At 73.1% G+C, this 24,818-nt stretch carries 26 protein-coding genes; 10 read left to right on the top strand and 16 right to left on the bottom strand.

The annotated features are described in order from the left end of the window. Positions 1-8: 8 nt before the first annotated feature. The 3 genes from ACFVHI_RS21980 to ACFVHI_RS21970 are packed head-to-tail and all read left to right on the top strand — an operon-like array spanning position 9 to position 2,904. A complete protein-coding gene (locus tag ACFVHI_RS21980; RefSeq protein ID WP_079135695.1) occupies positions 9-1,034 on the top strand; it encodes an ABC transporter substrate-binding protein in 1,026 nt (341 codons plus the stop codon). Next, positions 1,031-2,092 (top strand): iron ABC transporter permease, encoded by a 1,062-nt coding sequence (locus ACFVHI_RS21975; protein ID WP_363376743.1) that lies wholly within the window; start codon positions 1,031-1,033, stop codon positions 2,090-2,092. Before ACFVHI_RS21980 ends, ACFVHI_RS21975 begins: the two co-directional genes overlap by 4 nt. After that, the gene (locus ACFVHI_RS21970; RefSeq protein WP_380341872.1) at positions 2,089-2,904 is read left to right on the top strand and encodes a heme ABC transporter ATP-binding protein; all 816 of its coding nucleotides are present in this window, start codon (positions 2,089-2,091) and stop codon (positions 2,902-2,904) included. The genes ACFVHI_RS21975 and ACFVHI_RS21970 overlap by 4 nt, the downstream gene beginning before the upstream one ends. A gap of 75 nt (positions 2,905-2,979) precedes the next feature. Here ACFVHI_RS21970 and ACFVHI_RS21965 read toward each other — a convergent pair whose 3' ends face one another. From ACFVHI_RS21965 to ACFVHI_RS21955, 3 genes are all read right to left on the bottom strand, one after another. Beyond that, complete coding sequence (locus ACFVHI_RS21965; protein WP_063348261.1) at positions 2,980-3,189, bottom strand: dodecin; 210 nt, start codon at positions 3,187-3,189, stop codon at positions 2,980-2,982. Between the two features lie 183 nt (positions 3,190-3,372). Then, complete coding sequence (locus ACFVHI_RS21960; protein WP_380341868.1) at positions 3,373-4,335, bottom strand: asparaginase; 963 nt, start codon at positions 4,333-4,335, stop codon at positions 3,373-3,375. 62 nt (positions 4,336-4,397) lie between these two features. Continuing rightward, entirely contained in the window at positions 4,398-5,018 is a 621-nt protein-coding gene (locus ACFVHI_RS21955) for an ABC transporter substrate-binding protein (protein ID WP_380341865.1), read from the bottom strand. Between the two features lie 500 nt (positions 5,019-5,518). On the opposite strand from ACFVHI_RS21955, the gene dtd reads away from it, so the two are divergent. Beyond that, positions 5,519-5,959, top strand: coding sequence for a D-aminoacyl-tRNA deacylase (gene dtd, locus ACFVHI_RS21950; RefSeq protein WP_063348263.1), 441 nt, complete (start codon positions 5,519-5,521; stop codon positions 5,957-5,959). A 19-nt stretch (positions 5,960-5,978) separates the two neighbouring features. Here dtd and ACFVHI_RS21945 read toward each other — a convergent pair whose 3' ends face one another. The 3 genes from ACFVHI_RS21945 to ACFVHI_RS21935 form a co-directional block, all read right to left on the bottom strand. Beyond that, positions 5,979-6,941 carry a folate-binding protein YgfZ gene (locus ACFVHI_RS21945; protein ID WP_063348264.1) on the bottom strand — a complete coding sequence of 321 codons (963 nt, stop codon included), beginning with the start codon at positions 6,939-6,941 and terminating at the stop codon, positions 5,979-5,981. A gap of 10 nt (positions 6,942-6,951) precedes the next feature. Beyond that, positions 6,952-7,416: a transcriptional repressor gene (locus tag ACFVHI_RS21940; RefSeq protein WP_363376753.1), complete on the bottom strand. Its 465-nt coding sequence runs from the start codon at positions 7,414-7,416 to the stop codon at positions 6,952-6,954. A gap of 106 nt (positions 7,417-7,522) precedes the next feature. Continuing rightward, positions 7,523-8,107 (bottom strand): FABP family protein, encoded by a 585-nt coding sequence (locus ACFVHI_RS21935; protein WP_363376755.1) that lies wholly within the window; start codon positions 8,105-8,107, stop codon positions 7,523-7,525. A gap of 348 nt (positions 8,108-8,455) precedes the next feature. Between ACFVHI_RS21935 and ACFVHI_RS21930 the strand changes: the two genes are divergently transcribed. Then, positions 8,456-8,818, top strand: coding sequence for a DsrE family protein (locus ACFVHI_RS21930; protein ID WP_063348267.1), 363 nt, complete (start codon positions 8,456-8,458; stop codon positions 8,816-8,818). 3 nt (positions 8,819-8,821) lie between these two features. Here ACFVHI_RS21930 and ACFVHI_RS21925 read toward each other — a convergent pair whose 3' ends face one another. The 7 genes from ACFVHI_RS21925 to ACFVHI_RS21895 form a co-directional block, all read right to left on the bottom strand. Then, entirely contained in the window at positions 8,822-9,094 is a 273-nt protein-coding gene (locus tag ACFVHI_RS21925) for a DUF3099 domain-containing protein (RefSeq protein WP_079135696.1), read from the bottom strand. Between the two features lie 118 nt (positions 9,095-9,212). Beyond that, positions 9,213-9,503: a DUF1416 domain-containing protein gene (locus ACFVHI_RS21920; RefSeq protein ID WP_030059605.1), complete on the bottom strand. Its 291-nt coding sequence runs from the start codon at positions 9,501-9,503 to the stop codon at positions 9,213-9,215. A gap of 38 nt (positions 9,504-9,541) precedes the next feature. Then, a complete protein-coding gene (locus tag ACFVHI_RS21915; RefSeq protein ID WP_350885168.1) occupies positions 9,542-10,378 on the bottom strand; it encodes a sulfurtransferase in 837 nt (278 codons plus the stop codon). 232 nt (positions 10,379-10,610) lie between these two features. Continuing rightward, on the bottom strand, positions 10,611-10,691 hold the full coding sequence (locus ACFVHI_RS21910; RefSeq protein WP_350517234.1) for an Ms5788A family Cys-rich leader peptide: 81 nt from the start codon (positions 10,689-10,691) through the stop codon (positions 10,611-10,613). A 286-nt stretch (positions 10,692-10,977) separates the two neighbouring features. Further along, positions 10,978-11,703, bottom strand: a complete 726-nt coding sequence (locus ACFVHI_RS21905) for a DUF2993 domain-containing protein (protein ID WP_380341857.1) — start codon at positions 11,701-11,703, stop codon at positions 10,978-10,980. A 182-nt stretch (positions 11,704-11,885) separates the two neighbouring features. Next, entirely contained in the window at positions 11,886-13,217 is a 1,332-nt protein-coding gene (locus tag ACFVHI_RS21900; RefSeq protein ID WP_380341854.1) for a hypothetical protein, read from the bottom strand. Between the two features lie 5 nt (positions 13,218-13,222). After that, positions 13,223-13,516: a MoaD/ThiS family protein gene (locus ACFVHI_RS21895; RefSeq protein WP_063351215.1), complete on the bottom strand. Its 294-nt coding sequence runs from the start codon at positions 13,514-13,516 to the stop codon at positions 13,223-13,225. Between the two features lie 681 nt (positions 13,517-14,197). Between ACFVHI_RS21895 and ACFVHI_RS21890 the strand changes: the two genes are divergently transcribed. From ACFVHI_RS21890 to ACFVHI_RS21870, 5 genes are all read left to right on the top strand, one after another. Then, positions 14,198-14,929: a response regulator transcription factor gene (locus ACFVHI_RS21890; protein ID WP_380341850.1), complete on the top strand. Its 732-nt coding sequence runs from the start codon at positions 14,198-14,200 to the stop codon at positions 14,927-14,929. Between the two features lie 136 nt (positions 14,930-15,065). Then, positions 15,066-16,127 (top strand): LacI family DNA-binding transcriptional regulator, encoded by a 1,062-nt coding sequence (locus ACFVHI_RS21885; RefSeq protein WP_363632082.1) that lies wholly within the window; start codon positions 15,066-15,068, stop codon positions 16,125-16,127. Between the two features lie 125 nt (positions 16,128-16,252). Next, positions 16,253-17,395: a S1C family serine protease gene (locus ACFVHI_RS21880; protein WP_380341846.1), complete on the top strand. Its 1,143-nt coding sequence runs from the start codon at positions 16,253-16,255 to the stop codon at positions 17,393-17,395. A gap of 63 nt (positions 17,396-17,458) precedes the next feature. Beyond that, on the top strand, positions 17,459-18,229 hold the full coding sequence (locus ACFVHI_RS21875) for a response regulator transcription factor (RefSeq protein WP_063348272.1): 771 nt from the start codon (positions 17,459-17,461) through the stop codon (positions 18,227-18,229). After that, positions 18,226-19,719, top strand: a complete 1,494-nt coding sequence (locus tag ACFVHI_RS21870; protein WP_380341842.1) for a sensor histidine kinase — start codon at positions 18,226-18,228, stop codon at positions 19,717-19,719. The genes ACFVHI_RS21875 and ACFVHI_RS21870 overlap by 4 nt, the downstream gene beginning before the upstream one ends. A 74-nt stretch (positions 19,720-19,793) precedes the next feature. Here the strand turns inward: ACFVHI_RS21870 and ACFVHI_RS21865 are convergent, their stop codons facing one another. The 3 genes from ACFVHI_RS21865 to ACFVHI_RS21855 form a co-directional block, all read right to left on the bottom strand. Further along, the gene (locus ACFVHI_RS21865) at positions 19,794-21,593 is read right to left on the bottom strand and encodes a bifunctional UDP-sugar hydrolase/5'-nucleotidase (protein ID WP_063348273.1); all 1,800 of its coding nucleotides are present in this window, start codon (positions 21,591-21,593) and stop codon (positions 19,794-19,796) included. Positions 21,594-21,832: 239 nt separating this feature from the next. Beyond that, complete coding sequence (locus ACFVHI_RS21860; protein ID WP_063348274.1) at positions 21,833-23,182, bottom strand: ATP-binding protein; 1,350 nt, start codon at positions 23,180-23,182, stop codon at positions 21,833-21,835. Positions 23,183-23,236: 54 nt separating this feature from the next. After that, complete coding sequence (locus tag ACFVHI_RS21855) at positions 23,237-24,811, bottom strand: SCO6880 family protein (RefSeq protein WP_063348275.1); 1,575 nt, start codon at positions 24,809-24,811, stop codon at positions 23,237-23,239. Positions 24,812-24,818: the final 7 nt, after the last annotated feature.

The raw sequence follows: 24,818 nt of genomic DNA, 5'->3' as shown, positions 1-24,818 counted from the left end.
GAAGCGCGTTGAGCAGCAGTACGATCCGAACCGGGGCGGCCCGCGGGCCCGCCCTCCTGCTGCTCGCCCTCGGCCTGCTACTCGCCCTCACCGCCTGCGGCCCGTCCGGCACCACCACCGGAGCGGCCGCGGCGAGCTCCTCCCGGGCCCCCGACGCGGTCGAGCCGCTGCCCGTCGAACCCGTCCCGCAGCTCCCGGCCACCACCGCCTCCGTCGACGGCCGCCAGGTCACCGTCACCAGCGCCGAGCGGATCATCCCGCTCAACGGCAGCCTCTCCGAGCTGGTGTTCAGCCTCGGCCTCGGCCCCAAGGTCGTCGCCCGGGACGTCTCCACCACCTTCCAGCAGGCCACCGCCCTGCCGGTGATCACCCAGGCCCACGACGTGTCCGCCGAGGGCGTGCTGTCGCTGCACCCCACCGTCGTCCTCGCCGACCGCTCCACCGGCCCGGCCGAGGCCATCGCGCAGATCCGCGCGGCCGGCGTCCCGCTGCTCGTCCTGGACGACGCCAAGCGGCTCGCCGACGTCGGCCCGCGCATCGACACCGTCGCCGCCGCCCTCGGAGTCCCGGACGCCGGACGGCAGTTGAAGGAGCGCACCGAACAGCGCATCGACGAGGCCAGGGCCGCCGCCCCGGCCGCCGCCCGCCACCCCAAGGTCGCCTTCCTCTACCTGCGCGGCAGCGCCTCCGTCTACCTGCTCGGCGGGCCCGCCTCCGGCGCCGGCTCGCTGATCGAGGCGGTCGGCGGCCAGGACGCCGGCACCGCCGCCGGCCTCACCGGCGACTTCACCCCGCTCACCAGCGAGGCCCTGGTCAAGGCCGCGCCCGACGCCATCCTGGTGATGAGCAAGGGCCTGGACTCGGTCGGCGGCGTCGACGGCCTGCTCAAGCTGCCCGGCGTCGCCCAGACCCCGGCCGGCCTCGACCGCCGGATCGTCTCGATCGAGGACGGCCAACTGCTCAGCTACGGCCCGCGCACCCCCCAGGTGCTCCGCGAGATCGCCGCCCAGCTCTACCCGGCGGACGCCAAGTGACCACCGCCGTACGGGCGAAGACCGCGCCCGCCGTCAGCAGGACCACCCTGATCACCGCCGGGCTCGCCGCCGCCCTGGTGCTCTGCGCCCTGCTCGCCGCCGGCATCGGCGCCTACCGCATCCCGCTCGGCGACATCCTGGCCTCCGCCGCCCACCGGCTCGGCCTCGGCGGGCACGCCCTGGACCGGGTGCCCGAGTCGGTGCTGTGGAACGTCCGGCTCCCCCGGGTGGTGCTCGCCCTGCTGGTCGGCGGCTCGCTCGGCTGCGCCGGGGCGCTGATGCAGGGCGTGTTCGGCAACCCGCTGGCCGAACCCGCCGTGATCGGCGTCTCCTCGGGCGGCGCGGTCGGCGCGGTGGCCTGCATCGTGCTCGGCCTGGACGCCCTCGGCAGCTGGACGATCACCGCCTTCGCCTTCGCCAGCGGCCTGCTGACCGTCTTCGCGGTGTACCTGATGGCCCGCTCCGGCGGACGCACCGAGGTGGTCACGCTGATCCTCACCGGGGTCGCCGTGAACGCCTTCTGCGGCGCGCTGATCGGGATCTTCCTGTTCACCGCCGACTCCGCCGCGATCAGCCAGGTCACCTTCTGGCAGCTCGGCTCGCTCGCCCAGGCCACCTGGGGCAAGGTGCTCGCCGTCCTGCCGTTCGCCGCCGTCGGCCTGGCCGTCGCCCCGCTGTACGCCCGCAAGCTGGACCTGCTGGCCCTCGGCGAACGCCCGGCCCGCCACCTCGGGGTGGACGTCGAGCGGATGCGGCTGGTGCTGATCACCGTCGTCGCGCTGCTCACCGCCGCGGCCGTCGCGGTCAGCGGCATCATCGGCTTCGTCGGACTGGTCGTCCCGCACCTGCTGCGGATGCTGGCCGGGCCCGGCCACCGCTTCCTGCTGCCCGCCTCGGCGCTCGGCGGCGCGCTGGTCCTGGTGGCCGCCGACCTCGCCGCCCGCACCGTCGCCGAGCCGGCCGAGCTGCCGCTCGGGGTGCTCACCGCACTGATCGGCAGTCCGTTCTTCTTCTGGCTGCTGCGCCGTACCAGGAGCAGGCAGGGAGGCTGGGCATGAGATTGCGAACCCCCCGGGAGGTGCCCGAACGGCCCCTGCCCGGAAGCGAGTTGCTGACCGCCGAGACCGTCCGGCTGACCATCGGCGGGCGTGCCCTGCTGGACGGCGCGTCGGTGCGGGTCGCCGCCGGAGAGGTGGTCGCGCTGCTCGGGCCGAACGGCGCCGGCAAGTCCACCCTGCTGTCCGTCCTGGCCGGCGACGTCCGGCCGGACGGCGGCGAGGTCCGGCTGCGCGGCCGCCCGCTGGCCGGCTACGGCGCCGCCGAGCTCGCCCTGCACCGCGCGCTGCTGCCGCAGTCCGCCGCGCTGTCCTTCCCGTTCCCCGCCGACGAGGTGGTCCGGATGGGCCGCGCCCCCTGGACCGGCACGGCGGCCGCCGCCGAGGACGAGGCCGTGGTCGCCGAGGCGATGGCCGCCACCGAGTCCGCCGCCTTCGCCGGGCGCCCGTTCACCGCGCTGTCCGGCGGCGAGCGGGCCCGGGTGGCGCTGGCCCGGGTGCTGGCCCAGCGCGCCCCGCTGCTGCTGCTGGACGAGCCGACCGCCGCCCTCGACCTGCGCCACCAGGAGCTGGTGCTGCGGGTCGCCCGGGAGCGCGCCGCCGCCGGGGACGGCGTGGTCGTGGTGCTGCACGACCTGTCCCTGGCGGCGGCCTACGCGGACCGGGTGGTGCTGCTGAACGCCGGGTCGACGGTCGCGGACGGGCCGGTCGCCGAGGTGCTGCGCGCCCCGCTGCTCAGCGAGGTGTACGGCCACCCGGTCGAGGTGCTGGCGCACCCGCGCACCGGGGTGCCGCTGGTGCTGCCCGAACGCTGACCGGGCGGCCGGGGCCGACGGCGGGGCTGTGGAGCGGGGCTGCGAGCGGGCCTGGGCCGGGCCGCGGAAGCGGGCTCAGTCCTCCAGCCGGAAGCCGAGCTTCAGTCCGACCTGGTAGTGCTTCACCCCGCCGTCCTCCAGGTGGCCCCGGACCTGCGTCACCTCGAACCAGTCGAGGTTGCGCAGCGTCCGGGAGGCCCGCTCCACCCCGTTGCGGATCGCGGCGTCGACGCTCTCGGTCGAGGATCCGACGATCTCGGTCACCCGGTACACGTGGTCAGTCATGGCGGACTCCCTCAGCTGTGCGACGGCCCCCGGTCCACCGTGCACCGCCGCCGCTCCGCCCGCACGCCGACGGCCGCCTCCGGCCGCCCCGCATCCCCTGGAAGGCCGCTGCCAGGCCCCTTGCAGGCCGCGGCGGGCCCCGGGGAGGCCCCTTGCAGGCCCCCGGGAGGCCGTGGGAGGCCGCTAGAAGGCCGCCCGCACCTGCCCGACCGGGACGCCGCCGCCCAGCAGCGGGGCCGCCCCGATCCGCTCGACGGTCTCGTCCGCGCCGGTCACCCCGAGCCGGCGCAGTGCGGCCGCCAGCACCGGGCCGCGGGCCCGCTCGCCGCCGTCGTCGATCTTGAAGGCGAGCGCCCGCCCGTCCGGCAGCGCCACCACCTGGACGGCCTCGGCGCCCATCTTGGACAGCGCGCCGGGGACGGCCCGCATCAGCCAGGTGTCGGCCCGGCGGGTGCCGGCCACGTACTCGGGGTGGGCGCGCATCGCGTCGGCCACCCGGCGGGGCGCCGTGCCCTCGGCGGCCAGCACCAGGCCGCGGTAGCCGCGCGCCAGGCCGGTCAGCGTGACGGCCAGCAGCGGCGCGCCGCAGCCGTCCACCCCGGCGTGCGTGGCGGTCTCGCCGGTGCCCTCCTCCAGGGCCTCGCGGGCCAGCCGCTGGATCGGGTGCCCGGGGTCGAGGTAGCTCGCGGTGTCCCAGCCGTTGGCGACGCAGGCGGCGAGCCAGCCGGCGTGCTTGCCGGAGCAGTCCATCAGGACGGGGGCGCGGCGGCCGCCGGAGCCGAGCAGCAATTCCGCCTCGGTCTCGTCCAGCGGGAGGTCGGCCGGGGTGCGCAGGGCGGACTCGTCGAGCCCGGCGGAGCTCAGGATGGCCCGGACAGCATCGAGATGAAACGATTCTGCGGAGTGGCTGGAGGCGGCCAGCGCCAGTAGCTCGCCCTCGATCGCCAGCCCGGCCCGCAGCGTGGCCACCGCCTGGAACGGCTTGGCGGTCGACCGGGGGAAGACCGGAGCGTCGGGGTCGCCGAGCGCGAACTCCACCGAGCCGTCGGCGGCGAGCAGCACCAGGGAACCGTGATGGCGGCCCTCGGTGAAGCCCGAGCGTATGACCTCGGCGAGGACGACGGGCGGGGTGGCGGACTGGGACATGGCGGGAGCCTTCCGGGGGTGAGGGTGGACCGGGCCCCGCCCGCCCGTGGTACCTCACCCGGTCAGAGCGGCCCCCCTGCGAGCAGGTCCTCGACCCGTGCTTCCCCATCACGGTACCTGCGGGTGATCTCCGCGCTGCAACCGTCGGCCGTCCGCAGCAGCCGCTGCCGCCGCCCGGACACCTCGCGCTCGTGCGCGCGCAGCCGCTCCAGCGCGGCCAGCAGCTCCTCCGCCGGGTGCGCGGCCAGGTCGGCGAGCTGGACGTCCCCCATCAGCTCGGCCGCCTCCAGCTGGGACTCGTGGCCGCGTGGCGGCCCGAGCGTGACGTGCCGGGCCGAGCGCCGCACGGTGGAGGGCGCGTCGGTCAGGATGGCCGGGAGGCGGTCCAGCAGGTCGCCGGGGGGCCCGTCGGCGCCGCCCGCCCCTGGCGGTCCGGCCGGCCGGGGCGGACCGCCGGGCCGGCGGTCGAGTTCGGCGCGCAGGATGTCCATCCGCCCGTGCAGCAGCCGCCGCAGGTAGGAGAGGTCGGCCTCCTGCTCCAGGGTCTCCCGGCGCAGGATCCGCAGCTGGTCCAGGCCCAGCCGCTCCAGGTCGGGCTCTATCGCCGTGCCCAGGGCCCCGGCGCCCCCGGCGACCTCCGCCACGTGCCCGGACCGGTCCCACGCCGCGCTGCTCGCGTCCATCAACCAACCCACCTGCCGTCGTCCGATCCCGCCCGCTCGCGGCACTGCGTCCCTGCCGCCGGTCCGGCCCGTCCCCCGACGGGCTCACGCGTCCCGTCCGTTGGCACGCCCGGCCACCCCCGAAGGTTCCGGTTCCCGGCCGCAACCACCCACCGGGGCGATGCCGCCAGAACGCCTGACCTACCGGCTCGACCTCCCGGCCGAGCCCGGCCCGGTGCGGCGGACCATATGGCGCGCCGGGCCCTCCGTACGGTCCACCAGCGTGCCACCCCGCCCGGCGCGGGCGCACCGCCCGTGCACCCGAACGGCCCCCTGGCGAACGGGGGTGGCTGATATGACCGGACCTTTTCGCAGGAAGAGCGGCGCCCGACCCCGCGCAGGCGCGCACCACCCAGCGTGCACCACCTGCACACGCGCCCCTCCCGCACGCCCCGGGGTGCCGCCGGGCACGGCACCGGGTGCCCGGCGGGCACGCCCCGGGCCTCCGGCACAATGGCGGCATGCGAGCAGTGGTGCAGCGAGTGACCGAGGCCAGGGTGACCGTGGCCGGAGAGACCGTCGGCGCGATCGAGGGGCCCGGGCTCTGCGTCCTGGTCGGCGTCACCCACGAGGACACCCCGGCCAAGGCGGCCCAACTGGCCCGCAAGCTGTGGACGCTGCGGCTGCTGCCCGCCGACGACGAGGGCGTCGAGCAGTCCTGCTCCGACCTCGGGGCCCCACTGCTGGTGATCAGCCAGTTCACCCTCTACGGCGACGCCCGCAAGGGCCGCCGCCCGACCTGGAACGCCGCCGCCCCCGGCCCGGTCGCCGAGCCCCTGGTGGACGAGGTGGTCGCCCAACTGCGCGCGCTCGGCGCCAAGGTGGAGACGGGCCGGTTCGGCGCCGACATGCAGGTGGCGCTGGTGAACGACGGCCCGTTCACCGTCCTCGTGGAGGTCTGACCGCAGCCGGGCGCACGGGCTACTGCGGGACGATCACGTCCTGGGTGCCCGGCACCGTCCCGGCCAGCAGCACCGCGTCCACCGGGACGTTCCGCTTGACGATCGCCAGCGCGATCGGCCCCAGCTCGTGGTGGCGGGCCGAGGAGGTGACGAAGCCGAGCGGGCGCCCGTCCGGCTCGGCGGCCAGCCGCACCTGCGTCCCGTGCGGGGGCAGCGTCTCCTCGGTGCCGTCCAGGTGCAGGAAGACCAGGCGGCGCGGCGGCCGGCCCAGGTTGTGCACCCGGGCGACGGTCTCCTGTCCGCGGTAGCAACCCTTCTGCAGGTGGACGGCGGTGCGCAGCCAGTCCACCTCGTGCGGGATGGTCCGGTGGTCGGTCTCGAAGCCCAGCCGCGGCCGGTGGCCCTCGATCCGCAGCGCCTCGTACGCCCAGACCCCCGCCGCCGGGCCGTACCCGGCGGTCAGCTTCGCCAGCTCGGCGCGCGGCACGAACAGGTCGCGCCCGTACGGGAGTTCACGCACCGCCGCGACGCCCTCGACGGAGGCGGTGGAGCCCGCCGGCAGGTGCACCACGGCGTACTCGGCGGTCGCGTCGGCGACCTCCACCCGGTAGAAGAACTTCATGCTCTCCAGGTAGCCCAGCAGCGCCTCCTGGGTGCCCGGCTCGACGTGCGCCCAGGTGGTGGTGCCGTCGTCGACCAGGTAGAGCGCGTGCTCGACGTGCCCGTTCGGGGAGAGCACCAGCGCCTCGGTGGCCTCCTGCGGCGCCAGCGCGCTGACGTGCTGGGTGAGCAGCAGGTGCAGCCAGGCCAGGCGGTCCTGGCCGGTGACGGTGAGCACGCCGCGGTGCGAGAGGTCGACGAAGCCGGTGCCCTGCGCGAGGTTGCGTTGCTCGCGGAAGATGTCGCCGTAGTGGGCGGCGACGCCCTCGTCGGCGCCTTCGGCGGGGACGGCTCCGGGCAGGCTCAGCAGCGGGCTCTTCATACCGGCCAGCTTACGACCGGCCGTCCGCGAGCTTGGCGGTGCAGTCGGCGCAGCGGCCGAAGATGGCGAAGTGCTTGAGGTCGGTGTCGAATCCGTGCTGTTCGCGCAGGCTGCTGATCAGCGGCTCGGCGATCTCGGTGCCGGTCTCGGAGACCTTGTCGCAGTCCCGGCAGACCAGGTGCAGGTGGTGGTGGCGGCCGGCCAGGTGGTAGGTCGGGGCGCCGTGGCCGAGGTGGGCGTGCGAGACCAGGCCGAGTTCCTCCAGCAGCTCCAGGGTCCGGTAGACGGTGGAGATGTTGACGCCGCTGGCGGTCTGCCGGACGTGGCAGAGGATCTCGTCGGGGGTGGCGTGGTCGAGGCGGTCGACGGCTTCGAGTACGAGCTGCCGCTGCGGGGTCAGCCGGTAGCCGCGTTCGCGCAGGTCGGCCTTCCAGTCGCCGGAGAGCTGCCAGTCGGTGGTGCCGGTGTCCGCCACGGTGCTGTCCCTGCCAAGGTCGGGGGTCCTGAGGCAAGTGTAGGGACCGGCCGGCGGCCGGTCCCTACCTCACGCGAAAGCCGTACCGCTCAGCGGAGCGCCGGGCTCACTTGAAGAACGCGATGCCGTCGTCCGGCAGGTCGTTGATGTCCTTGATCAGCTGGGCCGGGCTGAGCACCTTCTTCAGCTGGGCCGACATGTACGGGCGCAGCGGCACGTTCGGGGCGGCCTTCTCGCCGACCCAGAGCAGCTCCTCGTTGACGAAGCCGTACAGCCGCTTGCCGCCCGAGTACTCCGGCGAGCCCTCGATCCGGGCGACCGCGTCCGTGGAGACGTCGATCTGCGGCTTGCCGTCGGCCAGCTCGCCGTACCAGATCTCCACGGTGCCGTCGTCGCGGACGGAGGAGATCTCGATCCCGCGGACGCCGCTGGTGCCGTCGTGGTTGCTGGTGATGCGCCAGAACGCGTGCTCGTTCTCCAGCGGACGGACCTTCTCGCCCTCGTTGTCCAGCACCCAGGTGCGGGAGCGGAACTCCAGGAAGGGCCGGCCGTCGTGCCGGATCACGATCTCCTGGCCGAAGTTGCACTTCTCGGCGCCCGGAAAGTCATAGACGCCCGCGCCCTCCCAAGTGCCGAGGAGGAAGGCGAGCGGGACGACGTCCTTGTGGAGGTCAGAGGGGATCTCGATCATGTTCCTGGTCGCTGTCGTCGTCGGTGTGGGCTGCCTCAACCGTACGGCAGGATCAGCGCTGGCCCTGGTAGAGCTTCATCACCGAGAAGATGGCGAACCAGGTGATCAGCACGGCCATGAGGGCCAGCAGACCGTCGAAGAAGATTTCCAGACCGGACACGGGTGGCTCCCAGGCGGCGACAGTGTGGTGGATTTTGCTGCCGCTCACTCTATCCGCCGGTCATCGGCCGGTCGCGGTGAGCCCCACCACGTCATCGTTCGCGCCGATTCTCCCCCGCCGTCCAAGGTTTCCCCAAGGGATCCTGGGATGACGGCGAGCGGGGGCCGCGAGCCCTCTAAGGTGGCGCCATGTCGAAGAAACTCGTCATCAAGGTCACCGCCGGGGCCGATGCGCCGGAGCGGTGTTCGCAGGCGTTCACCGTCGCGGCGGTGGCCGTCGCCAGCGGGATCGAGGTCTCGCTCTGGCTGACCGGGGAGTCCTCCTGGTTCGCCCTGCCGGGGCGGGCGGCGGAGTTCGAACTGCCGCACGCGGCACCGCTTCCGGACCTGCTGGAGGCGATCCTCGCGAGCGGCTCGGTGACGCTGTGCACCCAGTGTGCGGCCCGCCGGGGGATCGTGCAGCAGGACACCGTCGAGGGCGTCCGGATCGCGGGCGCGCAGGTCTTCGTCAGCGAGATCATGGCGGACAACGTCCAGGCACTCGTCTACTGACGCCTACGGGTGCTCCTCGTGGTCGGGGCGGTCCCGGTCGTGGCCGGGATCGTCCCACTTCGGGTCGTCCCAGCGCGGGTCGTTCCACCAGTCGTCGTCCGGGTCCCGCTTGTTGGCGAACACGGCGGCGGCCGGCGGGATCACCATCGCGACCACGCACATGCCGATCGCGGCGGGCACGGAGAAGAACCTCACCACGCCCCAGGCCAGCACGAACAGGCCCAGGCAGACGCCCATCAGGGCGAAGTAGTAGTGCCGCCGCCGCCTTGTCTGCACGCCTCCACGGTACGACCGAGGGCCCTGCCGCGGCAGGGCCCTCGGTGTACTTCGTCCGCGGATCTGGTGGATCGGGCGGATCAGGTGGATCGGGTCGATCGGGTCGATCGGGCGTCGATCAGACCGCGATCGCGACCTCGACGGCGGTGCCCTGGGAGGCCACCACCTGACGGTCCACGGTCTGGCCCGGCACCAGCGCGCGCAGGGTCCACTTGCCCGGGCGGGCGAAGAACCGGAACTGGCCGGTCGCCGAGGTGGGCACCTCGGCCGTGAACTCGCCCCCCTCGTCGAGCAGCCGGACGTAGCCGTTGACCGGCTCACCGTCGCGGGTCACCGAACCCTGGATGATCGTTTCGTTCGCCACGTCAACTCCTGCCAGGTCCGGGCCGCCGGCCTTCGCACCGCACATGTCTTGTCTTCCCTTCTGACGACGGTCGAGCCGCGGGCTCAGTTGCTGCCGAGCTCGATCGGCACGCCGACGAGGCTGCCGTACTCGGTCCACGAACCGTCGTAGTTCTTGACGTTCTCCTGGCCGAGCAGCTCGTGCAGGACGAACCAGGTGAGCGCGGAGCGCTCGCCGATGCGGCAGTAGGCGATGGTGTCCTTCGCCAGGTCGATGCCCTCGGCCTCGTACAGCGCCTTGAGCTCGTCGTCGCTCTTGAAGGTGCCGTCGTCGTTGGCGTTCTTGGCCCACGGGATGTTGCGGGCGCTCGGCACGTGGCCGGGGCGCTGCGACTGCTCCTGCGGGAGGTGCGCCGGGGCGAGCAGCTTGCCGGAGAACTCGTCGGGCGAACGGACGTCGACCAGGTTGAGCTGGCCGATGGCCGCGAGCACGTCGTCGCGGAAGGCGCGGATCGAGGAGTCGACGGCCTGCGCCCGGTACTCGGTGGCCTCGCGGGCCGGCACCTCGGCGACCAGGTCGCGGGAGTCCAGCTCCCACTTCTTGCGGCCGCCGTCCAGCAGGCGGACGTCACCGTGGCCGTACAGCTTGAAGTACCAGTAGGCGTACGAGGCGAACCAGTTGTTGTTGCCGCCGTAGAGCACGACGGTGTCGTCGTTGGCGATGCCCTTGGCGCTGAGCAGCGCGTCGAAGCCGGCCTGGTCGATGAAGTCGCGGCGGACCGGGTCCTGGAGGTCCTGCTTCCAGTCGATCCGGACGGCGTTGCGGATGTGGTTCTTGTCGTACGCGGAGGTGTCCTCGTCGACCTCGACGATGACGACCTTCGGGTCGTCCAGGTGGGCCTGGACCCAGTCGGCGTCGACCAGGACGTCGCTGCGGCTCATGGTGGTGTTCTCCATCCGAGGGCGGTGTGCGGAAGGTTCTGCTCGGGAGGTGCTGCTGGGTGCCCGGGCGACTGCGGTCCGAATTCCTGTCCGAATACTGGGACGAGGGTGGTGGTCCGGGCCGACCGGGCGGGGAGCTGCGGGGTGCGGCGGCGACGGCCGGCCGGGGTGGCCGGGCAAGGTCACCGGGAAAATCGGCGGCGGGCTTCAACTGCCCAGCCAAAACGCCGAGTTAGCGCATTCGACACAGACAGGCGGCCACGCGGCACAGGTCGACCGCCCGCCGCTTCGTGAGATCCGTCTGTCGCTTCATGTCGACGATGCTAGGGACACCGAAGGCCCGCTGTCATCAGCGTACCGAATGCCGAGACCAGATAGACCGAATACTGAGATTTGACCCTTTCATGGTCTGCCGGGCAGCCGTCCCGTCCGAGACCGGCGGCCCCGGACGGCCCACAACGGGCGGAAACGACACCGCTCCGCGAGACGCGCCGGACGGCGCGTCTCGCGGAGCGGAACGCAAGAGACGGAAGGAGCGGAAGGAACGGGAGGAAGGAACCGAGGGAAGGAGCGGCACGGGAGTGGAAGTGACCGGCCGGTCAGTCCAGCAGCTTGACGCCCTTGCCCTCGAAGGTCAGCTGCACGCCCTCCGGCAGCGGCGTCGCCCCGTCCTTGTCGGCCAGCTTCAGCCCGGCCGGGAGCGAGTCGAGGGTGAAGCTCATCGGCGCCAGCCGCTGGTCGGTGACCCCGGCGAACATCCCGGCCAGCGCGCTGAGCTGGAAGCCGTCCACCGTGACGGTGCTCCCGTTGTTGTGCAGCGAACCCTCGCCGACCGCGATCGGCCCCAGCGCGGCCTTGATCTTGCCCGGCCCGCCGTACGACAGGGCCAGCCGGGTGTTGCCGCCCACCGGCAGCTTGCCCGCCCCCGACATCAGCTGGGAGGCCGGCGGCAGCAGCTGCGCGAGGTCCGCGTACGAGATCAGGCCGCTGCCGGTGCCGCTGTCCACCGTGGCGCTCTTCAGGCTGTCGCTCACCGTGACGCCGGACAGCCGGGCCTTGAAGGAGCGCAGCGCCACCTGGCGGCCGCCGTCGCCGACGGTCAGGCCGTCGGAGGAGATCCGGACGTCGTCCAGCTTCATCGACAGCGCCTGGGTGAGGAACGGGAAGCCCTCGATCGAGATGTCCGGCCGCTGGCTCATCCGGCCGCTGCTCACCATCCGGTCGGCGGCCTGGTCCTCGGCCACCCCGACCGCGATCCGGTCGGCGCCGACCAGCAGGCCGGCGAGCACCACCAGGCCGATCGTCGCCTTCAGCCATCCGCGCATCGCACTCCCTGTCGTCGCCGGTCGCCCTTGTCGTTCGCTGTCCTCGTTCGGTGTTCCTCGCCCGGCGTTCCCTGCCCGGCGTTCCATGGCGGCCCCCGGCCAAGGCCGTTCCCGCCCGACCGTACGACGTCCCGCCCCGGAGCATGGTTCCGGAGCGGGACTCGCCGGTCGTCTGCCGGGTGTCAGCCGGCCAGCAGGTCCGTGGCGATCCAGATCAGCGGCGAGGCCACCGCCAGCGGCAACGCCACACCCGCCGTCATGTGCACGAACCGGGACGGGAAGTCGTACGCCGCGACGCGTCGGCCGACCAGCGCACCCAGCCCCGCCAGCACCCCCAGCGCCGGCGGCGCGCCCACCAGCAGACCCAGCAGCACCGCCGCCGCCAGGCCCAGCACCGGACCCAGCAGCTTCGGACCGGGCAGCGGCGCCGCGGCCAGCACGGTGGCCAGCGCGACCGCGCCCACCCCGGCCGGCACCCAGTCGGCCACCAGCAGCGAGGTGCACAGCGCCGTCACCACCGTGGCCGAGCCGAGCACCGTCAGCGCGTAGAACCGCTCCTTCGGGTCCGAGGGGCGGAACGTCTGCAGCACCAGGACCAGTAGGAAGAACCCGCCCAGCGTGCCGACCACCGCCGCCACGCTGCCCTCGGAGTCCGCCAGCAGCACCGCCGCGTCCGCGGTCAGCCCGGCCAGCGCGGCGAGCGCGATGCCCTGGCGGGCCGGCCACATCCCGTTCAGCCGGAACCAGCCGGCCGCCGTCAGCACCTGGAGCAGCGCCACCACCAGTGCCAGCGCCACCTGCCCGAGCGCGGCGCCGCCGGCCAGCAGCGCGGCCACGCCGGCGGTGATCAGCGCGGGCTGCAGGCCCGGATCGATGATCGGCGAACCGGTCCGGCCGCGCGGGCCGGCGGGCGGCGCCACCGGCGCGGGCTGCGCCGGGACGGCCGCGTACGGCGGCGCGGCCGGGGCGCCCGCCGGGCCGCCGGGGACGACCGGCCGCTTGAGCGTCATGGTCGGCGAGTCGAGGGCGGGCGCTCCCTGCTGCGGGGGCGCCATCGGCGGGGCCGCCCGCTGCGGGCCCGGCGCCGGAGCGGCGTGCCGGGCCTGCGGCGGCGCGGCGTGCCGTGCCGGCGGCGGGGCGGGCGTCCAGGCCGGCGGGGCGGGCGGCATCGCGCCGGACACGACCACCGGCGGCAGCAGCGTCGTCGCGGCCGCGTCCTCCATCGGGGGCACGGGCGGCAGCAGCGTGGTGGCCGCGTCGTCCATCGGCGGCACGGGCGGCAACAGCGTGGTCGCCGTGGCGTCGTCCATCGCGGGGACGGGCGGCAGCAGCGTGGTCGCCGCGTCGTCCATCGGCGGCTGCCCGTACCCCGGGTGGCCGTACGGCGGCTGCTGCCCCGGCTGCGGCGCCTGGGCCTGCGGGTACGGGGGCTGCGGGTACTGCGGGTACTGCGGCTGGGGCTGCTGCGGCCACTCGCCGTAGCCGCCCTGGTTCGCGTTGTTCATGTCCGTCACGCCGCTCAGCCTCCCGCGAACGGCGGCAGCACCTCGACCGTGCCGCCCTCGGTGAGGGCCACGGTCGTGTGGTCCCGGCCGCCGACCTGGGAGCCGTCGACCAGGTAGGAGCAGTGCCCGAGCAACTGGACGAGCTTCGGCCGGTCCGCGTGCCGCCGCCTGGCCTGCGCCAGCGCCTCCGCCAGGGTCACCGCCTCGTACGGCTCCTCGGCCAGCCCGGCCTCGGACTTCGCGGCCGCCCAGTAGCGGATCGTCCCGCGCACCCGGGCGCCGCTCGCGGGCTCCGTGGTCGCACCCATCGGGGCCACCCCTTCTCGTCGTCCTCGCCCGGCCCCGGTGCCCCGGTCCGGCTCGCCACCGGGCCGCCCGACCACCCGAAAGATGGACTCGCACGGCGCCGCCGATGTGCGTCCCATGATGGCGTGTCCGCCTCCACTAGGGGCAATCGCCCTGGCCGAGGGGGCCCGGAGGACGGCTCGAAGCTGTGTCCAGGCTCACCCGGCGCGCGCCCGGATTGGGCGAACCGCCGGATTCGAGCCCTCCCGGCGCGGAGGGCCGTCGGCTATCCTCGACGTCCAAGAGGGATCCGGGCAGAGTCGCCCCCGGGTCCTTTTGTGCTTTCAGGACGCCAGTACGGACATTCTTGCGATTCGTCGGCCCACCCCCGGCGCGTCGCGGGAACCGCCCCGCCCCACGCGGCACGACGACGTGCCCCGGCCGGCCGGGGTGTCCACCCGGCACCCGGGCCGCCGCCCGGGACCGGAAACAAACCGGAGGGTTCGCGGGATGAACAGGGCAGAAACGGCGCGCCAAGGGTTGCGGGACCCTCGGCGCGTGCGCCGTCGCGTCCTGCGCACCGGCCGGCCCTCCGGCGCTCCTCGGGCGTCCGTCCACCTCCCCCCGACCTCAGCACGTGCGCCATCCGGCTGTGGCGGCAGCCGTAACGCGACCGCGACGACCCGGAAAGGGGACTACCGGGTATGAGTTCTCTCCTCCTCCTCACCAACGCTCTGCAACCCTCCGCGGAGGTGCTGCCGGCCCTCGGCCTGCTGCTGCACAACGTCCGGGTGGCCCCCGCCGAGGGATCCGCCCTGGTGGACACCCCCAGTGCGGACGTCATCCTGGTCGACGGCCGGCGCGACCTGCCGCAGATCCGCAGCCTCTGCCAGCTGCTGCGCTCCACCGGCATCGACTGCCCGCTGATCCTGGTGGTGACCGAGGGCGGCCTCGCCGCCGTCACCGCCGAGTGGGGCATCGACGACGTCCTGCTGGACACGGCCGGCCCGGCCGAGGTCGAGGCCCGGCTGCGGCTCGCACTCGGCCGGCTCCACATCAGCACCGACGACAGCCCGATGGAGATCCGCAACGGCGACCTCACGGTCGACGAGGCCACCTACTCCGCCAAGCTCAAGGGCCGGGCGCTCGACCTCACCTTCAAGGAGTTCGAGCTGATCAAGTACCTCGCCCAGCACCCCGGCCGGGTCTTCACCCGGGCCCAGCTGCTGCAGGAGGTCTGGGGCTACGACTACTTCGGCGGTACCCGCACGGTGGACGTGCACGTCCGCCGGCTGCGCGCCAAGCTCGGCGTCGAGCACGAGCAGCTGATCGGCACCGTGCGCAACGTCGGCTACCGCTTCGTCGTCCCGGAGAAGCCGGAGAAGGGCGAGCGCCCGGAGCTCGCCCAGCGCCCCTCGGCGCCGCTGGAGGCCTGACCGACGGCCGGGCGGGCCACCCCCGCCCGGCTTGTCCGGTTCGCTCCCCGGCACCTGCCGGGCACCTGCCGAAAGCCCTGACGGAAAGCCCCAGGTCCCACTGCCGACGCGCACGCCACACGCGTAGACTCCCCCCGTGGCCAAAGTGACGCGCGACGATGTAGCCCGGCTGGCTGGTACCTCGACCGCGGTCGTCAGCTACGTCATCAACAACGGGCCGCGCCCGGTCGCGCCCGCGACCCGGGAGAAGGTCCTCGCCGCGATCGAGCAGCTCGGCTACCGGCCGAACAGCGTCGCCCAGGCGATGGCCTCCCGCCGGACCAACCTGATCGGCATGGTCGTCCCGGACGCCCGCCAGCCCTTCTTCGCCGAGATGGCGCACGCCGTGGAACGGGCCGCCTCCGAGCGCGGCAAGCTCGTGCTGATCGGCAACTCCGACTACGTGGACGACCGCGAGGTGCACTACGTCCGGGCCTTCCTCGGCATGCGTGTCTCCGGCCTGATCCTGGTCAGCCAGGGCCCCTCGCAGCGCGCCGCCGAGGAGTTCGCCGCGATGGAGGGCGCCAAGGTCGTGCTGCTGCACCGCCGCCCCGAGGCGATCGACGACGTCGCGGTGGTCACCGACGACGTGGGCGGCGCCGAGGCCGTCGTCCGCCACCTGCTGGAGGTGCACGGGCACCCGTACGTGGCCTGCTTCGGCGGCCCGGTCGAGTCCCCCGCCCCCGGCGACCCGGTCATCGACCACGTCGAGGGCTGGCAGCGCGCCATGGACGCGCACGGCCTGCCCACCGAGCCCCACCTGATCGACGCGCCCTTCCACCGTTACGGCGCGTACGAGGTCGCGCTCGGGGTGCTGCGCTCGCCGGACCGGCCGCGGGCGATCTTCTGCTCCACCGACGACCAGGCGATCGGCGTGCTGCGGGCCGCCCGCGAGGTCGGCCTGAAGGTCCCGGAGGACCTCGCGGTGGCTGGCTTCGACGACGTCCCCGAGGCCGCACTCGCCGACCCGCCGCTGACCACCGTCGCCTCCGACCGCGACGCGATGGCCCGGGCCGCCGTGGACCTGGTGCTCGACGACTCGCTGATGGTGCCCGGATCGGACACCGAGCGGGTCCGCAAGTTCCCGTCCCGCCTGGTGATCCGCCGTTCCTGCGGCTGTGGCGGCGCCGCGGCGGTCCCGACCGGGGAAGCGGAGTAGCGCACTCCGCTCCACCCGCCACCGCACACCGCCTGACCAGGCTTTATGAGAACCCAACGGGCTTCTCGGACCCTTCTGAGCCGGTTCTCATGCCATCCTCATCCACCAGGCGGACGTTGGTCGGCATGAGCGAACAGCAGCAGCACCACGACGAGCAGTACGGCCCGTACGAGCCCCGCGTGGTCGAGGGCACCGTCCTCGGCAGCAGCGCCGCCACGACCGCCTACGGGTACCACGAGGACTACTCGGCAGGCGGCTTCGACTCCCCGACCCCGCCCCCGCCCATGCCCCCCGAGCCGCCCACCGCCGGCCAGCCCGGCGGCCACGGCGGCCACGGCAACCGCGCCCGGCGCGGCCTGCTGCGCGGACGGATCGCCCTGGTCACCGCCGTCGCCGCGGTCGCCGCCGTCATCGGCGGCGTCACCGGCGGGTTCGTCGCCGCCGAGCAGCACGGCTCCGCCGCCCGCACCAGCACCGTCGCCAGCCCCGTCTCCGCCCGCTCCGACGGCGGCGCCGACGTGCCGGCCATCGCCGCCGCCGTCTCGCCGAGCGTCGTCCAGATCACCGTCAAGAACGGCAACGGCACCGCCACCGGCACCGGCGTCATCCTCGACACCAGCGGACGGATCCTCACCAATTACCACGTGATCGACACCGCCGCCGACGGCGGCCAGATCACCGTCGCCTTCAAGGACGGCTCCACCGCCCCGGCCACCGTCACCGGCACCGACAAGTCCCTCGACGTCGCCGTGATCACCGCGAGCGGCGGCAAGAACCTCACCCCCGCCACCCTCGGCGACTCCTCCGGTGTGGCCGTCGGCGACCCCGTCGTCGCCATCGGCAACCCGGACGGCCTCACCGGCACCGTCACCTCCGGCATCATCAGCGCCGAGAACCGCGACGTCACCGTCCAGCTCGACGAGGGCACCACCAGCAGCAACGGCGGCTTCGGCTTCCCCAGCCTGCCCGGCCTGCCCAACCTGCCCGGCACGCGCGGCAACCTCCCCCAGCAGAACAGCGGGAGCACCACCACCTACAAGGCCTTCCAGACCGACGCCGCCCTCAACCCCGGCAACTCCGGCGGCCCGCTCATCAACGCCAACGGCCAGGTCATCGGCATCAACTCGGCGATGTACGCCCCCAGCGGCGCCAGCTCCACCGCCGGCGGCGGCAGCAGCAGCGCCGGCAGCGTCGGCCTCGGCTTCGCCATCCCGATCAACGACATCAAGCAGGTTCTGCCGAAACTGGAGGCCGGCCAGAACCTGTAAGACGGACAATTACCCCCGGTACCCCCAGCAGGCCCTCCACCCGACGAGAAAGGGCAGCAGCCCATGACCCCGTCCGCCGACGACCGCACCGCCGCCGAGGCCGGCCACCCCTCCGCCCGGCTCCTCGTGGTCGACGACGAACCCGCCCTCCGGGACGCCCTGGAGAGCAGCCTCGCCTTCGAGGGCTACGAGGTCGCCACCGCCACCGACGGCTACGAGGCCCTGGAATCCGTCGAACGTGACCGGCCCGACCTCGTCCTGCTGGACATCATGATGCCCCGGATGGACGGCCTCACCGCCGTCCGCCGGATGCGCTCCCGCGGCGACACCGTCCCCGTCCTGATGCTCACCGCCCGCGACGCCGTCGGCGACCGCGTCACCGGCCTGGACGTCGGCGCCGACGACTACCTCGCCAAGCCCTTCGAACTCGACGAACTGCTCGCCCGCGTCCGCGCCCTGCTGCGCCGCAACGCCCTCGCCACCGAGGCCGCCGCCCGCGCCGCCGCCGAGGACGAGAGCGAGGTGCTGGCCTTCGGCGACCTGCGGATGAACACCGCCACCCGCGAGGTCACCCGCGCCGGCAAGCCCGTCGAACTCACCCGCACCGAGTTCATGCTGCTGGAGATGTTCCTCGCCCACCCCCGCCAGGTCCTCACCCGCGAACAGATCCTCAAGGCCGTCTGGGGCTTCGACTTCGAACCCTCCTCCAACTCCCTGGACGTCTACGTGATGTACCTGCGCCGCAAGACCGAGCAGGGCGGCATGCCCCGCCTCATCCAGACCGTGCGCGGCGTCGGCTACGCCCTGCGCCCGGCCGCCGGCGCCACCACGTGACCTCCCCCACGCCCTACCCGCCCCCGCCACTGGCTCCACCCGGCGTCCCCCGCCGCCGGCGCCTCTCCCACTGGCTCCGCTCCCGCTCCCTCCGCAGCCGCCTCACCTTCCTGAGCGCGGCCGCGGTCGCGGTGGCCATCGCCCTGTCGGCGCTGGCCTGCTGGTTCATCGTGGAGAAGCAGCTGTACGACCAGGTCCGGGCGGACCTGGCGGGTGCTCCCGCAGCACCGATCGGGAGGAACCCCCTGGTCTGCTACGCCACCCCGGAAGCCGCGCTGGAGAACCAGCGCGGCGTCGTCATCCCGGACATCAGCGGAGCCGTCCCCCGGGACACCCAGTTCCTCCGGGCCGGGGCCGAGGGCGTCTGCCTGCCCCCCGGGGCGACCAAGGCCATCGTGGCCACGTCGGCGGACGCCGCCGGATTCCGGCTCAAGCCGGGCCAGTCGATCATCCGGGACGGCCGGTACACCAACGGCGACCCCGCGATCGTCCGGCTGACCCTGAACCACAGCTTCCAGGTGCCCGTCGTCGTCATGGTGGCGACCCCCTCCCAGCCCATCGAGGACTCCCTCCAGCGGCTCGCACTCCTCCTCGGCGGCGTGGCCCTCGGCGGGATCATCCTCGCCGCCATCGCCGGCCGCGTGGTCGCCCGGTCCGCGCTCAAGCCCGTCGACCAACTCACCGACGCCGTCGAGCACATCGCCCGCACCGAGGAGGTCGGCACCACCATCCCCGTCCAGGGGGACGACGAGATCGCCCGGCTCTCCACCTCCTTCAACTCGATGAGCACCGCCCTCGCCAACTCGCGCGAGCGGCAGACCCGTCTGATCGCCGACGCCGGGCACGAGCTGCGCACCCCGCTCACCTCGCTGCGCACCAACGTCGACCTGCTGATCCGCAGCAACGACACGGGCCGCCCGCTGCCCGCCGCGACCAAGACCAAGCTGCTGGGCAACATGAAGGCGCAGATGCAGGAGCTCACCGTCCTGATCGGGGACCTGCTCCAGCTGTCCCGCCCGGATTCCCCCAAGCCGGTCCACAACCCCACCGTGGTGGCCCTGCACGAGATCGCCGGGCGGGCGGTCGAGCGGGCGAAGCTGCGCGGCCCGGGGCTGGTCTTCGAGACCGCGACCGATCCCTGGTTCGTGCACGGCGACGCCGCCGGGCTCGAACGGGCGGTGATCAACCTGCTGGACAACGCGGTCAAGTACAGCCCGCCCGGCGGCACCATCGAAGTCCGGCTCCAGCAGGGCGTGTTGACCGTCCGCGACCACGGCCCCGGCATTCCGCCGGAGGAACTGCAGTACGTGTTCGACCGGTTCTGGCGTTCGCCGTCCTCGCGACAGCTGCCCGGTTCCGGCCTGGGCCTGTCGATCGTCGCGCAGAGCGTCCGGGAGGCGGGCGGCGAGGTGTCGCTGGGCCCGGCCGGGGACGGCGGCCCGGGCGCGCTGGCGACCGTCCGGCTGCCCGGCGGCCCCGCCCCCGAATAGGGCGGGACGGGCGGACAACGCAGGACGGGCGGGGCGCCCCGACAGCGCCCCGCCCGTCCTGTACCGGCTCACGGTCAGTCGATGTCGACGCCCGGGCCGATGACCTTGATCCGATCCTGCGCCGGGGCCTTCAGCGGCGAGGCCGCCGAGCTGTGGGCACCCAGGTAGGCGGCGAAGACGTCCAGGTCGGAGGCGCCGACGAGCTTGTCGGTGCCGGCCGCGAAGGCCGGGAAGCCGTCGCCGCCGCCGGCCAGGAACTCGTTGGCCGCGACCCGATACTTGGCGGCCTGGTCGATCGGGGCGCCGTTCAGCCGGATCGAGTCGACGACCACCCGGTCCGCACCGGTCTTGCGCATGTCCAGGGTGTAGTGGAGGCCCGAGGACGCCTGGAGGATCTTCGGCGCGGCCGCGTTGGAGCCGCTGACCTGCTGCTGGAGCAGCTGCACCAGCTGGGCGCCGGTCAGCGTCTTGACCTGCATCATGTTGGTGAACGGCTGGACGGTGAACGCCTCGCCGTAGGTCACCACGCCGTCGCCCTCGGCGCCGGAGGCCTTGTAGACCAGGTCGGAGCGGATGCCGCCGGGGTTCATGAAGGCGACCTGCGCCCCGCCCTTGGCGGCCGGGGCGAGCCCCTCCACCTGCGCGTCGGCGATCAGGTCACCGAGCGGCTTCTCCAGGTCGCTGTTGCCGCGGCCGTTGATGTCCGAGGCGATGTAGCCGATCGGCCGGTTGGCGATCGGGGCGGCCAGCTTGGAGTAGTGGTCGACCAGCGCCGTCATGTCGGGCGCCTTCTCGACGGTGCGGCGCACCACGTGGTTCTCGGCCTTGACCGTCGGGCGGACGATCTCGCCGGTGGTCTTGTCCAGCTTCATGTCGATCTCGGTGTACAGCCGGCCGAAGGAGGCGGCGCTGGTGACCGAGCGCGGGACGCCGTTGGGGTCGGGGATGGTGCAGGCGTACGCGTTGTGGGTGTGGCCGGTGACGATGGCGCCGATCGACGGGTCGAGCTTCTTGGAGATGTCGACGATCGGACCGGAGATGCCCTGGCCGGCCGGGCCGCAGTCGTAGTTGTAGACGCTGCTGGCCGGGTACCCGCCCTCGTGGATCAGCGCGACGATCGAGTTGACGCCCTTGGCCTTGAGCTCGGCGGCGTACTTGTTGATCGTGGTGACCTCGTTGGCGAACTTCAGGCCCTTGACGCCCTCGGCGGTCACGATGTTCGGCGTGCCCTCCAGGGTGACGCCGATGAAGCCGACCTTCACGCCCTGGGACTTGGTCACCCAGTACGGGGCCAGCAGCGGCTTGCCGGTCTTCTCGTCGGTGACGTTGGCCGACAGGTAGTTGAAGTTGGCGCCCTTGAACGTGCGGCCGGGCTCGTAGCAGCCGTCGACCGGGTGGCAGCCGCCGTCCTGCATGCGCAGCAGCTCCTGCGCGCCCTCGTCGAACTCGTGGTTGCCGACCGAGGTGACGTCCAGGCCGAGCTTGTCCATCGCCTCGATGGTCGGCTCGTCGTGGAAGAGCGCCGAGGTGAGCGGGCTGGCGCCGATGATGTCGCCGGCCGCGACGGTGATCGAGTCGTCGGCCGGGATCCGGGCCTTGCGCAGCTCGGTGGCCAGGTACTCGATGCCACCGGCCGGGGTCGAGACCTCCTTGCCGGTGGCCGGGTCGATCTCCCGGATGGTGCCGGACGAACCGGCCGGGGGCTCCAGGTTGCCGTGGAAGTCGTTGATCGCCAGCAGCTGGAGGTTGACGGTCTTGTGACGCTTGGCGTTGGCGTCGGCGGCCTGCGCGGCCGTCGGCACGGCCACCGTGCCGACCAGACCTGCGGCGGCGACGACGGCGAGCGCCGCGCGTCGGGATCTGACGGTGAGCATGAGGGTCCCCTGCACCTTGGAGGAGCGCCCGCTGTGGACTTGACCGGGCGTCTGGGTGATGTGTTGCGCCTGTGAAGCCTAGAGTCAACGCGCGTAGCTGTCAGGACGTCGAACGTAACGAGAGGATTACCTCCTGACGAACCGTCGCCGTCCGACCAGCGCCGGTGCCCCCGCCCAGACCACCCGCCCGACCCGCCCAGGCCCCCCGACCCGACCGCTCAAGCCCCCGACCAGGCCGCTCAGACTCCCGGCTCGGCCGCCAACTGCCGCTCGGCCCGGTCCCGTTCGGCCACCGCGTCCTCGGTCATCGCACGGTCGGTGTACACCAGCGGCCGCTCGGCCTCGGTGATGATGTGCTTGACCACCTGGACATTGCCGTTGACGTCCCAGACCGCGATGCCCGGCGACAGGGTGGGGATGATCTCCACCGCCCAGCGCGGCAGGCCCAGCACCCGGCCGGTGGACCGCGCCTCCTCCGCCTTCTGCATGTAGATCGTCCGGGTGGAGGCCATCTTCAGGATCGCCGACGCCTCCTTGGCCGCCGCACCGTCCACCACGTCGGACAGGTGGTGCACCACCGCGACGAAGGAGAGCCCGAGCCGGCGGCCGAACTTCAGCAGCCGCTGGAACAGCTGTGCCACGAAGGGGCTGTTGATGATGTGCCAGGCCTCCTCGACCAGGAAGATGCGCTTCTTCCGGTCCGGCCGGATCCAGGTGTGCTCCAGCCACACGCCGACGATCGCCATCAGGATCGGCATCGCGATCGAGTTGCGGTCGATGTGCGAGAGGTCGAAGACGATCAGCGGCGCGTCCAGGTCGATGCCGTCGGTGGTCGACCCGTCGAACATGCCGCGCAGGTCGCCGTCGACCAGCCGGTCCAGCACCAGCGCCACGTCCAGGCCCCAGGACTGCACCTCGTCCACCGCCACGCCCAGCGACTCCACCGAGGACAGCTCGGGGCTGCGCAGGGTGTCGATGATGTCGTCCAGCACCGGCTGACGGTCCTTCACCGTCGCCACCACATGGGCGTGCGCGGCCTTCAGCGCGAACCCGGCCCGCTCCTCCAGGCCCCGCCCCATCGCCACCTCGACGATGGTGCGCAGCAGCGACAACTGGCCGGTCTGGGTGATCGCCGGGTCCAGCGGGTTGAGCTTCACCCCGCCGTCCCGGGCGGCCATCGGGTCGAGCCGGATCGACTTTATGCCCAGCGCGTTGGCGATCAGGTTCCACTCGCCGACGCCGTCCTCGCCCTGCGCGTCGAGCACCACGACCTGCCGGTCGCGGAACCTCAACTGCCGCAGCACGTACGTCTTCTCCAGCGCCGACTTGCCGTTGCCGGACTCGCCGAGCACCAGCCAGTGCGGGGCCGGCAGCTGCTGCCCGTACAGCTGGAAGGGGTCGTAGACGTACCCCTTGCCGCTGTACACCTCACGGCCGATGATCACGCCCGAGTCGCCCAGCCCCGGCGCGGCAGTGGGCAGGTAGACCGCCTGCGCCTGGCCGGTGGAGGTGCGCACCGGCAGCCGGGTGGTCTCCACCTTGCCGAACATCAGGCTGGTGAACGCCTCGGAGAGGTTGCCGAGCGCCATGTACGGCCTCCTGGTCTGGTCGACGGGCGGTGGTGGAGCGGTGCGGACCGGGCGTCAGCGGCGGATGCCGGTCGCGAACGGCAGGGTGTTGACGAAGGCCCGGTGGTGCTCGCGGTCGCACCACTCCAGCTTGAGGTAGCTCTTGCCGGCCGAGGCCCGGATGGTGCGCTTGTCCCGGGCCAGCGCGTCGGGGTTGCGCGAGGACACCGTGATGTAGCCGACCAGGTTCACCCCGGCCGCACCGGAGGCCAGGTCGTCGCCGCGCTGGTCCACCCGGCCGGTGTGGGCCAGGTCGCGCGGGTCGACCGTCCGGTTCATCTTGGCCGCGCGGCTGGCCTCCGCCTCGTCGTTGGTCTTCTCGGTCAGCATCCGCTCGATCGCGACGTCGGTGGGCTCCAGGTCCATCGTCACCGCGACCGTCCGGATCACGTCCGGGGTGTGCACCAGCAGCGGCGCCAGGAAGTTGACCCCCACCGGGGTCAGCGGCCACTCCTTGATCCACGCGGTGGCGTGGCACCACGGCTCCCGGGTCGCCGACTCGCGGGTCTTCGCCTCCAGGTACTGCGGGTTGGTCGCGTCCAGTTCGGCCGGCCAGGCGTTGCGCCGGGACATCGCCTGGATGTGGTCGATCGGGTGGTCCGGGTCGTACATCGAGTGCAGCAGCGAGGAGAGCCGGGCCTGCCCCAACGGCTGGCGCACCCGGATGTCCGCCTCCGCCAGCCGGGCGCAGATGTCGGTCAGCTCGCGCGCCATCACGGCCGCCAGCCCCTCGTCGTCCCGGGCCCGCCGACCGGTCGCCGTACGGCCCATCGCGTGCGCCTCGGCCGCCAGGTCGCGGGTGTAGTGCATGCAGGCCACCAGGTACGCCCGGTGCTGCTCCGAGGAGGTCGACACCATCGACTGCAACTGGTCGTACGAGTCCTGCAGCCAGCGCGGCGCGTCGTGGTCCCCGCGCCGCTCGACGTCCTTGGCGTGCGCGTCCGGGTCGGCCGGCAGCGTCCGGGCCAGGATCTGCAACCGGGTCACGAAGCCGTCCCCGTTGGCGACGTGCTTCAGCAGCGTGCCGAACCGGTCGACCAGCGCCTCCTGGTCCTCCGAGTCGCGCAGGCCGACACCCGGGCCCTCGATCTCGATCGCGGCCGTCACCGTCCGCCGCTCCAGGTGCATCAGCACCCCGACCTCGTCCGGCCCGAACGGCGCGGCCAGCCAGCGCAGCCGCCCCACCCCGGGCGGCGGGCCGACCTCCACCTCCCGGCCGTCCATCCGGGTCCCGGCGTCCATCACGTCCGAGCGCCACACCGACCGGCCGCTGCGCACCGTCCGGCGGTAGGTGCGGTTGATCTCCGCCCACTTGTAGAACGTCCGCCTGCGGTACGGCACGTACACCGCCGCGATGGCCACCATGGGCAGGCCGATCAGGCCGCCGATCCGCAGCGGCAGGATCGGCATCAGCAGGCCCCAGAGCATGCCGAGGAACGCCCCGAAGATGATCAGGACGATCTCGCCGGACTCCCGGTTGCGGCCGATCGGCGCGTTCGGGCGGGCCTTGCCGATCAGGTAGGTGCGGCGCTGGTGCACGTACGGCTGGGCGTACTGGGCTCCGTACTGGCCGAGCGGTTCACTGCTCACTTACCCG

The organism is Kitasatospora sp. NPDC127121, from assembly GCF_042677305.1.
Classification (GTDB): domain Bacteria; phylum Actinomycetota; class Actinomycetes; order Streptomycetales; family Streptomycetaceae; genus Kitasatospora.
Note: the sequence above shows the minus strand (reverse complement) of the source record. Positions and strands in the feature narration are given on the sequence as shown.

Bases quoted from the DNA above. Each gene is read 5' to 3' on its own strand.
- ACFVHI_RS21970 (WP_380341872.1), top strand. From the start codon at position 2,089: ATGAGATTGCGAACCCCCCGGGAGGTGCCCGAACGGCCCCTGCCCGGA.
- ACFVHI_RS21965 (WP_063348261.1), bottom strand. From the start codon at position 3,189: ATGACTGACCACGTGTACCGGGTGACCGAGATCGTCGGATCCTCGACC.
- ACFVHI_RS21960 (WP_380341868.1), bottom strand. From the start codon at position 4,335: ATGTCCCAGTCCGCCACCCCGCCCGTCGTCCTCGCCGAGGTCATACGC.
- ACFVHI_RS21955 (WP_380341865.1), bottom strand. From the start codon at position 5,018: ATGGACGCGAGCAGCGCGGCGTGGGACCGGTCCGGGCACGTGGCGGAG.
- dtd (WP_063348263.1), top strand. From the start codon at position 5,519: ATGCGAGCAGTGGTGCAGCGAGTGACCGAGGCCAGGGTGACCGTGGCC.
- ACFVHI_RS21945 (WP_063348264.1), bottom strand. From the start codon at position 6,941: ATGAAGAGCCCGCTGCTGAGCCTGCCCGGAGCCGTCCCCGCCGAAGGC.
- ACFVHI_RS21935 (WP_363376755.1), bottom strand. From the start codon at position 8,107: ATGATCGAGATCCCCTCTGACCTCCACAAGGACGTCGTCCCGCTCGCC.
- ACFVHI_RS21930 (WP_063348267.1), top strand. From the start codon at position 8,456: ATGTCGAAGAAACTCGTCATCAAGGTCACCGCCGGGGCCGATGCGCCG.
- ACFVHI_RS21920 (WP_030059605.1), bottom strand. From the start codon at position 9,503: ATGTGCGGTGCGAAGGCCGGCGGCCCGGACCTGGCAGGAGTTGACGTG.
- ACFVHI_RS21915 (WP_350885168.1), bottom strand. From the start codon at position 10,378: ATGAGCCGCAGCGACGTCCTGGTCGACGCCGACTGGGTCCAGGCCCAC.
- ACFVHI_RS21910 (WP_350517234.1), bottom strand. From the start codon at position 10,691: ATGAAGCGACAGACGGATCTCACGAAGCGGCGGGCGGTCGACCTGTGC.
- ACFVHI_RS21905 (WP_380341857.1), bottom strand. From the start codon at position 11,703: ATGCGCGGATGGCTGAAGGCGACGATCGGCCTGGTGGTGCTCGCCGGC.
- ACFVHI_RS21895 (WP_063351215.1), bottom strand. From the start codon at position 13,516: ATGGGTGCGACCACGGAGCCCGCGAGCGGCGCCCGGGTGCGCGGGACG.
- ACFVHI_RS21890 (WP_380341850.1), top strand. From the start codon at position 14,198: ATGAGTTCTCTCCTCCTCCTCACCAACGCTCTGCAACCCTCCGCGGAG.
- ACFVHI_RS21880 (WP_380341846.1), top strand. From the start codon at position 16,253: ATGAGCGAACAGCAGCAGCACCACGACGAGCAGTACGGCCCGTACGAG.
- ACFVHI_RS21875 (WP_063348272.1), top strand. From the start codon at position 17,459: ATGACCCCGTCCGCCGACGACCGCACCGCCGCCGAGGCCGGCCACCCC.
- ACFVHI_RS21865 (WP_063348273.1), bottom strand. From the start codon at position 21,593: ATGCTCACCGTCAGATCCCGACGCGCGGCGCTCGCCGTCGTCGCCGCC.
- ACFVHI_RS21860 (WP_063348274.1), bottom strand. From the start codon at position 23,182: ATGGCGCTCGGCAACCTCTCCGAGGCGTTCACCAGCCTGATGTTCGGC.